Below are 13,086 nucleotides of genomic sequence, written 5' to 3' on the forward strand. Positions count from 1 at the left end.
ATCACACCTTGATATTCATAATTTTATGGGTTAACAAGCCGCAAGCTGCTAGCAGCAGTAAACATAAACTCATAATGATCAATCCAATTCCTTTATAAAGCGGCTCCATATACTCGGGTGAGGTGAAACTCAGCAAGGCTACAATAAGAATGGGTGCGATCAAGAGAACTCTGGATTCGAATTTCTTTTGCGCAATCATCACCGTGATGTCCTGCTTGATTTCCAGCTTTTCCCCGATAATACCTGAAGTTCGCTTCATCACTTCGATCAAGTTACCTCCAGTTCGTTTACATGTGACGAACACATCAGTGAAGCTGGCGGCATCCTCCAAATGAGCTCTTTGCGAAAAATCCATCAATGCGGCTTCAATCGGTTCCCCATTTTCCATCCTTCTGCATATAATGCTGAATTCATGAACAATAAAGCAAGATGGATCCGGATAAAGCACCCGCAGATCCTCCAACGCTTCCCGAAACGCGGTTTCAACGGACTTGCCTGCGGATAAAGATGATGATAAACAGCTAAGAGCTTGTTTAAATTGAACATTCAATTTGTTTTTGCGTAATCGGATCATGTGCCCCTGGTAGTATCTTGGGTATAGAATTGCCAGCAAGGAAAGCAGCAGGGCCATGATCATGCTTTTGTAAAAAACATAGCCAATCATGGAGAGCGGAATCGCTAAGATAAAAATCGACAAAACTTTTTCTTTGCTGGATAAAAGATATTCATCATAGCGGATGAGTGCTTGCGTCGATTTGTCGACAGAGTGTACGGGATGGGAAGCCTTCTTTTTCCGATCCCACCAAATAAATAATACCCAGCTAATCGCGCCAAGTATAAAAGTCGGTGCGGCTAAGTGCAAATAGCATCCCTCCTTGTTTGGTTAAACCATTCTGGCATGCGCTTACCCGCCATCTGCAGCTTATGGTCATTCACTAATGGATTACCTGTGTATTCCAGTTGACCGATAACCTTGCGATCCTCGGTTTCTCCCATTTCCTTAAAGAAGAATAACGGGTTTAGCATGATTTCGCCATCGATTATTCCTATCATCTCGTGAATCTCGGTTACCTTCCGGGTACTGTCGCGAATTCGGCTCAAATGAATCATAATATCGATTGCCGAGCTGATCTGCTTGCGGATAACCTCCACTGGAAGCGAGGCACCGCTTAAGACCATCGTTTCCAAACGGCTTAGCATATCCGCTGCTGAATTGGCATGACCCGTGGATAAGCTTCCATCATGACCGGTATTCATCGCTTGCAGCATATCCAAAGCCTCAGCTCCGCGAACCTCGCCCACAATGATCCGATTGGGTCTCATCCTCAGCGAAGCACGAATCAAATCTCGAATAGGAATCTCCCCTCTTCCTTCCGTATTCGCATTCCGTGTCTCCAAACTAACAAGATTAGGAATATTGCGAATTTGCTGCTCAGCTGAATCTTCAATAGTAATAATGCGTTCCTCTGCAGGAATGGAAGCCGCTAACGCACCCAAAAATGTCGTCTTCCCCGATCCTGTGCCTCCACCGATAAAAATGTTGTAGCCGGATTCAACCAGGCTTTGCAGCAGCTCGGCAGCCTCATGGGTCAAGCTCCCCTTGCGAATTAAATCGTCCATCTGCAGCGGCTTCCCCGGGAACTTACGGATGGTCATACTGGGACCGCTGAGTGAGGCAGGAGGCAATACAACATGAACCCTCGAACCGTCAGGAAGCCTTGCATCCACTATGGGCGTTCCTTGATTAACGATTCGGTTTACTTTTGCCACGATGGTTTGAATGATGTCCTCCAGCTTCTCTTCACTCTCAAACTGATCAGGATGCCGAGTTATAATCCCCTGTCTTTCTATAAAAATATCCTTGTACCCATTGACCATAATTTCCGTTATCGCAGGATCTTCCATCAGCGGCTGCAACACATCCAAGCCGCGATAAGAATGAAACAAACGCAATACCCAATCCTTAATATCCCTGGAAGTCCAATCATGCTCAGATGAAACAGAGAAAAGAACTTCTTCAATCAATTCCTTTAGCTGCTCATCCGAAGTATAGCTCGATAAATCCAATTGTTCTTTGATTCTTTGCTTCAACACAGCCATTAGCTCCCGATCCCGTTCCTGATTTTGCTCCATCAGACGAGTGCTCCTTTGAGTTGGTTAGCTTCGAAAGCTTGCATCAACTGGTCAGGAAAAATGCCGCCTGTAAAAAAAGGCTCCAGTGAATGGACAGTCTTCCATTCTGGCATATAGGGCAGATAACCGCTCAAAACAATGTCGGCAGACCCAAAATCGTTTTGTATGGTTCCCGTGTATTTATTGAGAACAAAATGTATGCCGCTCTGAACTCCAAACGATTTCATAACAGCCTTTGTTTTATGCAGACAATTCAGTTCATCCAAAACGAGCCACAGCGTAATATCGCTTAACTTCAAAGCCTGACTGATTCTTACATGCAGCGAAGCCTCCAAGTCAATGATGATAAAATCATAGCTGTCCATTGCAACTAAAGCCTCAATCAGATGACGTGTTTCTTCTGCGCTCATTTCTTGAGCCTCTCTTAAGAGATGGCAAGGGGATAGAAAATCAATGCCCAGCCGAAGATCTTGTTTAATAAACATTCCAAGCTTGCTATTTAGCTGCTCAGGCATACTTTTCACAAAATAGAGAATCCGTGAAAAGTGCTGGGGATCTGCCCCCTGTAACAAATGAAATGCGAAGCTGGGCGCCTCCAGACTGAGAAAAAGCACTTTTTTGCCGCGAAAAGCAAGTTCTCTGGCTAAATGAACAGCTGACAAGGTCTTGCCGCAATTACCAATTGCTGAATAAAGCGAAACTATTTTAGTGGTATTCTTGGATGGAGTAGAGTGAAGCCTGTGTTTATCCTGATAAAAGTCAAGGATTCGCGACAGCAGTTGCTGTAAAGATTGAAACCGATATACAGCTGGAACATCCGGATCGATTAATTCATCCGCCAGTAGAATGTTGCTTATAGACAGCATACAAAGACGTTCTTTGTACTTCTCACATTCAGGAAGAAAAGATTCTGAAGCAAGTAAAATGCAGAAATCACTAATTGTTTCAAGCAGTCTGTCTACATATTCCGTTTTTGTAAATAGCTTGGGCTGTATCCTTTCCTCGAACTTAGACGACTTGATAAACGCAGCCAGCCGCTCCGCATAAAAATGGTCCTCGTCGAGCAGCAGCAGTTGAATTTTTGCCATAATAACCTCCTTAGAGTTTTGCTTTAGCAAAACTAACTTCGTAAGCATAGTCTTTCTACGCAAATGTGAGATATAGTCCGCTAGCTAATAAAAATGCACCCATCACAGCCGTTACAGCAGCAATTCGGATTATTAGAGTTCTGTTCATGCATCCATCAACCTCCCCGGGACACAAAAAAAGCACTCGCCGACTCAGAGAATCTCTGAAATCAGCGGTGCTTCCGCTTATGTATTTTTATGTATTTGTTCAATTGATGAAATTATATCATAACGATCACATTATTCAACCTTTTTTTGTAAATTAAATCTGGAAAATAAATTCTTAGGTCTTGCTTCGCTACGGATAAGTTTCTCTTCTGGAATCAGCTCTCGAAGCAAAGGGTGTAATGCAGCTCTCAGCTTATCCAAAACCGCAGGTTGATCCTGAATGAATTCTCCTTTCCAAAGGCAGCGCACAACGTTTTCAAACGGAAGCTCCGGCAAGGTGCAAATAACAGGACCTGGAAGAGACTCCTGCCATTCCTTACGGATGCCTGAAGGTATTTCTTTGTTGGCGATGTAACGCACCGATTTGCCTCTTGCTTGATAATCGATCAGCTGCTTAAGGCGTGAGCGCGAGCTGAGCCTATTGATTTTAGCCGGTGAGGCATCGAGCACGATGATGATTTCATCTGCACTTTGGCAGAGTTCTTGAACCGAGGGCTCCCCCCAGCCTGTTGAAATATCCCAGATGACGATAGGCTTGGTCATGGAATAGAGCAGCTTGAAGGTATCCGCTGGAGTCCAGGTGCCCGAGAAGCCATCGAGATGAATGGGAATCCAGGTGGTTAAGCCATTCTCCCAAGTCGGCTGATGCAATAAGCTTCCTGCACTAGCCGCAGCATCTGAAGCAAACGTATAAGACGGCGGAGCTTTGGCATCTCCAAAAAGGAGCATGTACAAGTCTGGCTCATTCGTGGGCTGTTCAACCAAGGCTTGAGGAACTCCGCAGGCATGAAGCACACGGGCGATGGTAACGGCCGTGAAAGTAGATCCAACGCCTGCATACAAACCGCCAACGACAATTAATTTGCGTGGGATAGAGGCAGGCGTGTTTGGTAATCCCAAGGCAGACGATCGAGCCGCTGGCTTATTGGGGTTAGACGCAAGCGGCGCCAACCGGTGCTGCACTTCCAGGGCCGACTGGCAGCGGTCCTGCGGATTGTCGTGCAGCAGCATCTGCACGGTGTCGGTCAGGGACTGCGGCAGGTCAGGACGCAGCTTGGCCAGCGGGATTTGAGTGATGTACATATACTGGCCTCTGCTTAGCAAGTAATACATCATCGCTCCAAGCGTGTAGAGGTCCGAACGGGCATCCGTTTGCGCTGAGGCCAGCTGTTCAGGGGCAGCAAACCCGATGGTGCCGAGCTGCAGCGTATCCGCATTCTTCCCCAGCGTGAAATGTCGGGCTACGCCAAAATCAATCAGCCTTACACGATCATGCTCATTGATCATTACATTCGAAGGCTTGAGATCGCGATAAATGATCGCTTTTGGACGAAACGAGTGCAGATAATGAAAAAGCTCGCAAAGCTGCAGCGAATAGTGGACGACTCGATCAACTGAAAGCTCACGGCTGCTGCGTTCAAATAGATCATGCAAGGTAGGTCCCTGAATATAATCCATAACCAAATAAGCAAAACCGCCCACATCCGACGCAAAATAATCCACCAGCTGCGGCAGCTGAGGATGCTGGAGTTGAGCCAACATTTCAGCTTCTTCGAGAAAGATCTGCACATCAGTACCTACATGCAGGCACTCCTTTACAGCCCATCTCTTTCCTTTGAGCTTCAAATCCTCAGCCAAAAAAACACGGCCCATCCCTCCTTGACCCAGCAAGGAAACAATCCGATATCTTCCTCCTAACGTATCTCCTTCATCAATATGTTTAAACTCCACAATAAAAAAATCGCCCCCTACAGGTAAGAATTACCTAAAGTATAAGGGAACGATTTATTAAAATCCATATATTTCATAAAATGGTTGACTTAATCAGATACAAAGTCAGCTCCTCGCGATTATGAAACAACTGCTTGGCTTGCACCAAGTGCAGCTGCGATTCAAAAGCTTGCAGCAGTTCTTTAACCGTTTGAAAAGGCTTCTTGTGCATCAATTTCACCGTGATAATGGCAGTTCCGCCCTGCTTCAGAGCATAGAGCAGATCGGCTACAAGCCGGCCCATTTGCCTTGGGCTCCAGCTCATATCGCAAACAAGCAGATCGAATTCCTCATCTCGCAGCTTTACATCGCCGGCATTCTTTTTATGAAAAGTCAGCTTGGGATTACTGATCAGACTGGGATGCATGCTCGCTGGATCAATCGCGGTTACCTTCAATCCTTTTTCCAATAAAAAAGAAGTCCAACCTCCCGGCGCAGCCCCGATATCGAGAGCATTCTTATAGGAGCCGAAATCGAGGCCAAAACGCTGCTCCGCTTCCAATAGCTTGAATTTCGCCCGCGATATTTGGTCCTCTTCTTTATGAAAACGAATAGCCCCGCCGGACCAATCCGATAGATTATCCTCCGGGCGGGAAGTCCCGATATACACCTTCTCGGCTGTCACATATACAGAAACGATGCGGTCGGCATCTTTGACCACCGGTTCCGCACCAAAGTGCGATGCGAATAACTGATCCATAGCCGATTTTACGGCAATAGGCGCATATGGCGCCCCAGATCCCTCTTCTTTGCGTACTTGCACTGCTATCTTTTCCCCGGCCTCAAAGGAAGCATGTTCCTTCAGCCATTGAACCAGCTCGCTCAAATCCGCTTCAGAACGTGAACTCTCCAAAACATGATCAACCGGCTGCATATGCCTCAGAAACATAGGCTCTTGCTGTCTGATCAAACGAGCAGCTTCTTCGACCGAAACCGGGAGTTCAAAAATGAAAACCTCGGTCGGTACCAAAAGCGTAAACCGCGCATTCGGAAATAATCGCTTAATCTCTTCTTGCGCATATTGGGCAAAGCCATGATTGGATGTTCCTATAAATCGGGAAATGTTCATGCTGGCAGCACCTTGATCCATGGACGGTCTTGAAACCATTCAAGCTCGATAGGAACCTCAAAGGTTTGATAAATATTTTCAGTGGTAAGCACCTCACGTTTGGGCCCAGCCGCAATCAATTTGCCGTTATCAATCAGCGCAACATGGGTGAACAGCGGGATAATTTCTTCAATATGATGAGTCACATAGATGACCGTTATTTTCTCTTTGCTCAGTTCATTAATGTCATTAAGTAATCGCTCGCGCTCATATAAATCCAGGCCGGAAGCCGGTTCATCCATAATTAAAATATCCGGACTCATCATCAAAGCTCGGGCCAGCATCACCTTTTTGCGTTCACCCTGCGAAAGTGTTCCGAGCGGTTGATCCTTGAGATGCGCAATCCTTACACGCTCCAGCATGCGAACCGCTTTTGCCTTAACCTCGTCAGGTATTTCCTCGTAAAATCTCAGAAACGCATATTCACCCGTGGCTACAACTTCCCAAACCGGATCAGAGAGATTCAGCTTTTCAAACAAGGATTGGCTGATATAGCCTATTTGCTTGCGCACAGCTCTAACATCGCACTGGCCATACACATTGCCCAGCACTTCAACTTTTCCCCTGCTTGGAAATTCATATCCGTTCATCATTTCCAGGAGCGTCGTCTTGCCGGAGCCGTTCTTCCCCAGAATGACCCAATGCTCTCCCGCTTCAACATGCAAATTGACATCGTCCAGAATATGGCGTTCTTCGCGAATAAATGAAATATGGCTTAAGTGAATCATATGGTCTTAACCCTCTCCTATTATCTATGTATAAGTCTCTTGAGCAATTTGCTTTATCCTTGACTCGGGCACTGGTGTCTGATAAAGCTGAACATCTTCGGGTTTAGCAATGATTAACATTTCGTACATCCGTTTTCTAGCGGGAAGGCTTGAGGAATGCAGATAAATCTCTTTGGCGAATTTCTTATGCCGGATCATCCAGTTCACCACCTCGTCGCCATTCTTTTGATTCCAGCCGAGATCATGGTCCAGAGAAAGCACCTGGATTTCAAATTCCTGCAGCAGCAAAATGCACTGCTCAGCGTTATTTGCCGAGGTAAAGCCTCGCGGGCATGGACGCATATCATCCAAGTAAACGTGAATCATGACTCCGGTTTCTCCTCTCAAAGTGGTTAGGGCTTATGCTGTCCCTGCGGCAAGAGATTGTACAAGGGCAATTTCAGTCTGATGGCCCCCATGCTCGGCAGGCTCTGTTTCCAGAACAACAGGAATCCCGCGCAAATAAGGAGAAGCAAGCAGCATACGGAAGGCGTTCAGTCCAACTTGACCTTGTCCGATATTCGCATGACGATCGCGGCGTGAGCCAAAAGGATGCAGTGAATCATTCAAGTGAACGGCCTTTAAATGCTGAAAATAACCGAGCTTCTCGCCATTTTCCTCAAAGCGCTTCCAAAGCGATTCACTCCAAATACCACCGGCAAAAGCATGGCACGTATCGAAGCAAAATCCAATCCGCTCCTGCACAGCACACAGTGAACGAACCTGGACGAGCTCTTCTAGCGTGGTTCCCATACCTGTACCTTCACCGGCTTGATTTTCAAGTAAAACCAGTGAATTCCCTTTCCAATCCATTAATGCTTCATTCAGTAATTGTATAATATTTTTGTACCCTTGCAAGAGGTCTTTTCCATGATATTTGCCAAAATGCACAACAAGGCCAACAGAGCCGCATGCTTCCGTGATTTCAAGAGCATTCATCAGCACCGCCCGCATCAATGGTCGATCTTCTTCGTCTACTGCGAGATTCAGTGGATAGGGAGAATGCCCAATGGATAGCAGGCCCTTTTCCTTGCTGAAGTCTGCACAGCTATGAGTGTCTTGGGTATTCCATTTTGTTTTAAGCGCCAAGCTTCTTGGATTTTTGGGGAAATATTGAAAAGCCCCTGCTCCCATACCGAAAGCTGCGTGGGCCGCTCCCTCGTAGCTCCCTCTTGTACTCACATGAGATCCGATGTGCATGCTTTTGTCACTCCTTTACCTCTGACAATTCGAGCAGTAAAAGCATTTTTTCGCGGACAATTCCCTCTTGATCAGAGGGTGGCCGCAGCGTGCACAGGGCTCGCCTTCGCGATCATACACCTTGCACATGGAATCGAACTGCCCGGTTACCTTATCGCCAGCAAACAAAGGCTCCATGTAACCGCCATATCTAATCGCCTCTTTCAGCACACTTTGCATGGACTCATAAAGCTGAACCTGTTCAGTGGGGTTAAGCGAATTCGCTCTTCTCGCAGGGAGTAGCCGGGCATCAAAACAGATTTCATCCGAATAACAGTTGCCTATACCGGATAAAAAGCCTTGATCGACCAGGGTCACCTTTAAATTCGTTGTTTTGGCGGATATTCGCGTTTTAAAATCAGGGAGCTTAAAACCTCGATCAAGCGGCTCAGGACCAAGCTTTTCCAAAAGACCATCGACCTCATCCACCGTATGCACATGCAAATAACCAAGTCGAAGACCGATAAAATATAGTTGCTTGTCACCAAAGCTAAGAGTAACCTGAACGGTACGGTCGGGTTTGTCTGCCTCAGACCCAAAAAACATCGAGCCGCCAAGCATCAGATGAAGCAGCAGGATCTTGCCGCTGGATAAATGAAACAAGATATGCTTCGCTCTTCGTTCTATATCCTTGATGCTGGTGCCGATCACTTCTCTAGCAAAAAGCTCAGGGGCCACATTTAAAGATTTTGGCCGCTCAATGTCAACAGCAGTTATCTTTTTACCATGGATCAATGGATGCAGCTGCTTTTTGTAGTTTTCCATTTCAGGCAGTTCCGGCATTGCAGTCCACTCCCCATGTCTGATTTTGGTAATTGATTCTGTTATATCCATTCCAGGGCAATGTTATAAGTGTACCCATCAATCAACCATGATACCTAATTAACCACAAGCCAAAATGAGTGAATCGTTATGAAAATCAACAGACTTTGATCGATATCATGCTCAAATTAAGCTGTCCATGACATAAACAGGCTTATTGCGCCGCTTTTTGCTTGAGCCTACAGATGCTGTATGATGCCCTCGCAGATTTGCAGTCCCCGATGCATAATGGGCCTGGGCTGTTGGATCAAGAGTCAAGCTGCTCCTCCCCTTATTGCTAGCTTGTAACGCTTTGGTTTGCAGCTGCAGCAGCTTCAAATTCAGACGCTCCAATCGATGTTTAAGCATGAGCTCCTGCTCCGACTGTTTCTTGTCCAATCGTGACAATGCTCTTCTGCGCCAAAGCTTGGTCCATGCCTCTTCGGTATAAAAAAGGGCTTGCTGGATATCTTTCTCGCGATGCTCATAATACATGGCCAGCTCTATATAAGGCTCTAGGTTCGCCGACAAGCCGCTCTTTTTCCCTTCAATATGCCGCAGCCAAAGCTGTGAGGCTCGCTTATACGCGCCTTTTTTCTTATAGAAGGCAGCGAGCAGCAGCATGGCTTGAGCAGTCCCCTCAGAAACGAGCGGTCTCTCCATCATGCTTGAACGCAAGCGCTCAAACACAGCCTCGGCCAGATCGTCCCGCCCCATCTTATCCAGCCAAACACCGATGCGGTAGGTTTCTTCGTCTTGTGCATGCGTATGGATGCCGCTCAGATTAGCGGATTTGCCGGCTTCTTCGGAGCTGACTGAGCTGATCTCCCACTCCCCGCTTAGCAGCTTCCCAAAATGGGTGGCCAGCGCGGCTAAGCTCACGATGTCGTGTTCATTATGTATAAACAAACCCTTCAACACCCGAGCATCTTTTTCCGCCAAATATTGAAAATATAACGTCGGTGCCATCGAGCCCGGCACATCCCCCACTCTGTTAAAGCCAAGAATGTTCTCTTCCACACTGCTAAGTCTGCAGGAAGGCAAACAGTTCCTCCAAAGACTTCTGGATGAATATAACAAATCAAGCTGAAGCAAGGCGCTGTCATTAAACCCAAGCCGGTTCAGCACATAACGGTTTTTCAAGATCGGCCAGTCAAAGCTGCGTCCATTATAGGACACGATATGGGTATAGCGGCTGAGTTTATCCTGCAGATAGCGCAGCATGGCCAGTTCCTCGCTGGGGTTGCGCATGAACAGCTGCTCCACCACAAACTGATCCCCGGTGTAGTAACCGATGCCCACCATGAAGGGCACATTGCCCGCGCCGACCCCAAGCCCGGTCGTCTCCGTATCAAAGAAAAGCAGCCGCTCCAGCCCGACCTCGGCTGCTTGATGAAACCGCGCCAGCTCACCCACGCAATCAGCCAGCTCCTCCAGCTGATATCTGCCGTGGCGGCTGCCAAGGCTGTAAACCCGGCGCCTCAAAATGAAGGCGCCGTATGCGCTCGTCTCCAGATGGGCGCCGAGCTTCGCCCAATCCTCGCCCGCGGAAGCCGCAGCGGACGCAAGCGCCGGAGCCCGGTCCGCTTCCGGCTTCTTGAAGCGGCTTAACCGCTCGCGGAGCCCGCTCACCGGGCACCGCCTTCGAGCTGCGTCAGCAGCTCCAGCGCCAACTGCTTGCCGAGCAGGCCGACCTCTTCGATCGGCCCGACGCAAGCCGGGCAGCCGCTCAGGCAACCGCAGGCGGTGATCAGGCCGCGCGCTTGCCGCATCAGCTGCCCGTGCACCTCGTAGAGCCGCTCGCTGAGGCCGACTCCTCCCGGGTAGTGGTCGTAGAAGAAGACGGTCGGCAGCTTGCTGTGCATGGCCTTCACCTGCGGCACGACCCGAATGTCCATCGGGTCGCACATCAGGTACAGCGGCGCTATGTGCGCCAGCACGTTAGCGATGCCCAGCAGGGCGAACTGGACATCGTTCGTGGTTTTCCCTGAAGTCATCGACTCGTCGAAGGTGAACCAATAGGAGCTGGTGTGCAGCTCCTCCTCAGGCAAATGGATCGGACCTGAGCCAATATTCTCGTGCGTATGCAGCCGGATTTTCTTAAATATTGTCGGCTTCGCATTCACGGTAACATCCCCAAATTCACGGAGCAGACCGCCCTCTTTGACTTCGCGGTTCACATGCAGCACCTTAAGCTCTACAGCTAAGTTGGCGTCTGTGTAATAATCGACGTTGACTTGACGAATGAACGCCTTTTTCTCTTCATAATCCAGCTTCTCCACCTGAAACTGGACGCCTTCGTGAAGATAAATGGCTTCCTCATGGATCAACGTCGGCGCCCCGAAACGATCCACCTCGCCAATCACGCGATGGACAGGATTGGTAATATCAATAATGACAAAATTCTCCTGCGTTGCAGAGCGCAGAGAAATATTATGAGCCGGGAATGACTGCTCCATCCAGTACCAGCGGTCCTGAACGGTGTGGAGCACCTGCTCCTCCGTCAGGAAATCGAGGATGTCCCTAAGCGGCTCCCCGCCGAATTGTTCTCCCGCTTCAAATGGCAGCTCATAAGCGGCGCACTTCACATGATCCACCAGAATGATCAGGTTGTCCGGGTGAATGCGCGCCTGCTCCGGCGGGCGCTCGAAGAAGTACTGCGGATTCTGGATCAAATATTGATCCAGCGGGTTGCTGCTCGCGACGAGTATCGTCAGCGAGCTTTCCTGGCGGCGTCCGGCGCGCCCGGACTGCTGCCAGGTGCTGGCTATCGTGCCTGGATAGCCGTTGAGCACGCACGCTTGCAGCTGGCCGATGTCGATGCCCAGCTCCAGCGCGTTCGTGCTGACCACGCCGCGGATTTCGCCGCTGCGGAGGCCCCTTTCGATCTCCCGGCGCAGCTTCGGGAGATAGCCCCCGCGGTAACCGCGGATCGATTTGCTGCCCAGCTCATGCGCTACAAGCTCCTGCAGATAGGTCAGAAGGATCTCGACCCGCACGCGGCTTCGCGCAAATACAATGGTCTGGATCCCGCTGCGCAGCAGGGTTCCAGCCAGCTTCCGCGTCTCCAGCACCGAGCTCTTGCGGATGCCAAGCTGCTGGTTGACGACCGGCGGATTATAGAACGCGAAGTGCTTCTCCCCGGCCGGAGCGCCGTTATTGTCGACAAGCGCCACTTGCTCGCCAATCAAGCGCTCGGTATGCTCCTTCGGGTTGTCAATCGTCGCCGATGCACAGATGAAACGCGGATTGGAGCCGTAAAAACGGCAGATTCGCTTCAATCTGCGGATTACATTGGCGACATGACTGCCAAAGACGCCGCGATAGGTATGCACCTCATCAATCACCACATAGCTGAGATTCTCGAACAGCTTAACCCATTTGGTGTGATGCGGCAGAATTGCGGAATGAAGCATATCCGGATTCGTCACCACGATATGCCCGGCATTGCGGATGGCCTGCCTTACGGTTGGCGGAGTGTCTCCGTCATACGTGTGAGTTTTGAAATCGACTCCCATGAAATCAACCATTTCCTGCAGCTCCGCAACCTGATCTTGCGCCAAAGCCTTGGTCGGAAATAAATAAAGCGCGCGGGCGCTGTCGTTCTCCAGTATCTTCTGCAGAACAGGAAGGTTATAGCAGAAGGTTTTGCCCGATGCAGTAGGCGTCACAGTCACGACATGATTGCCGCTCAATGCCTCTCGAAAGGACTCGGCTTGGTGTGTATAGATTTGATGAATGTTTCTATGCTTGAGGGCATCGCGTATGCTCTCATGCAGGCCAAGCGGGAAATCAACCAGCTTCGCCTCGCGCGGGGGTATTGTATGCCAATAAGTAACCTGAGACATAATCTCCGGGGATTTACGGATCCAATCAATCATTTCGTTGATGGAAGACATCTTGCCTGTTAAAGGATTCATTGAAGAAACTCCTTACAACTGAGATGCTTCTATTTTACAGAATATATGTTCGT

11 protein-coding genes are annotated in these 13,086 nt (G+C 48.9%); all 11 read right to left on the reverse strand.

Going from position 1 to position 13,086, the window contains the following annotated elements:
* Position 1: 1 nt before the first annotated feature.
* Positions 2–862, reverse strand: a complete 861-nt coding sequence (locus BLV33_RS05925; RefSeq protein WP_253186981.1) for a type II secretion system F family protein — start codon at positions 860–862, stop codon at positions 2–4.
* The gene (locus BLV33_RS05930; protein ID WP_171909029.1) at positions 853–2,133 is read right to left on the reverse strand and encodes a TadA family conjugal transfer-associated ATPase; all 1,281 of its coding nucleotides are present in this window, start codon (positions 2,131–2,133) and stop codon (positions 853–855) included. Before BLV33_RS05930 ends, BLV33_RS05925 begins: the two co-directional genes overlap by 10 nt.
* Positions 2,133–3,221: an AAA family ATPase gene (locus BLV33_RS05935; protein ID WP_171909030.1), complete on the reverse strand. Its 1,089-nt coding sequence runs from the start codon at positions 3,219–3,221 to the stop codon at positions 2,133–2,135. Before BLV33_RS05935 ends, BLV33_RS05930 begins: the two co-directional genes overlap by 1 nt.
* Positions 3,222–3,500: 279 nt before the next feature.
* Positions 3,501–5,159 carry a serine/threonine protein kinase gene (locus BLV33_RS05940; protein WP_090789171.1) on the reverse strand — a complete coding sequence of 553 codons (1,659 nt, stop codon included), beginning with the start codon at positions 5,157–5,159 and terminating at the stop codon, positions 3,501–3,503.
* A gap of 73 nt (positions 5,160–5,232) precedes the next feature.
* Positions 5,233–6,267, reverse strand: a complete 1,035-nt coding sequence (locus BLV33_RS05945; RefSeq protein WP_253186982.1) for a 23S rRNA (cytidine(2498)-2'-O)-methyltransferase RlmM — start codon at positions 6,265–6,267, stop codon at positions 5,233–5,235.
* Positions 6,264–7,034, reverse strand: a complete 771-nt coding sequence (locus BLV33_RS05950) for an ABC transporter ATP-binding protein (RefSeq protein WP_090789175.1) — start codon at positions 7,032–7,034, stop codon at positions 6,264–6,266. Before BLV33_RS05950 ends, BLV33_RS05945 begins: the two co-directional genes overlap by 4 nt.
* A gap of 24 nt (positions 7,035–7,058) precedes the next feature.
* A complete protein-coding gene (locus BLV33_RS05955) occupies positions 7,059–7,400 on the reverse strand; it encodes a cyclic-phosphate processing receiver domain-containing protein (protein ID WP_090789177.1) in 342 nt (113 codons plus the stop codon).
* Positions 7,401–7,433: 33 nt separating this feature from the next.
* Complete coding sequence (locus tag BLV33_RS05960; RefSeq protein ID WP_090789179.1) at positions 7,434–8,273, reverse strand: deoxyribonuclease IV; 840 nt, start codon at positions 8,271–8,273, stop codon at positions 7,434–7,436.
* A 15-nt stretch (positions 8,274–8,288) separates the two neighbouring features.
* The gene (locus BLV33_RS05965; protein ID WP_090789181.1) at positions 8,289–9,095 is read right to left on the reverse strand and encodes an Fpg/Nei family DNA glycosylase; all 807 of its coding nucleotides are present in this window, start codon (positions 9,093–9,095) and stop codon (positions 8,289–8,291) included.
* A gap of 162 nt (positions 9,096–9,257) precedes the next feature.
* The gene (locus tag BLV33_RS05970) at positions 9,258–10,745 is read right to left on the reverse strand and encodes a ribonuclease H-like domain-containing protein (protein WP_171909031.1); all 1,488 of its coding nucleotides are present in this window, start codon (positions 10,743–10,745) and stop codon (positions 9,258–9,260) included.
* Entirely contained in the window at positions 10,742–13,033 is a 2,292-nt protein-coding gene (locus BLV33_RS05975; protein WP_090789185.1) for a DEAD/DEAH box helicase, read from the reverse strand. The genes BLV33_RS05970 and BLV33_RS05975 overlap by 4 nt, the downstream gene beginning before the upstream one ends.
* Positions 13,034–13,086: the final 53 nt, after the last annotated feature.

Source organism: Paenibacillus sp. GP183, assembly GCF_900104695.1.
Taxonomy (GTDB): domain Bacteria; phylum Bacillota; class Bacilli; order Paenibacillales; family NBRC-103111; genus Paenibacillus_AI.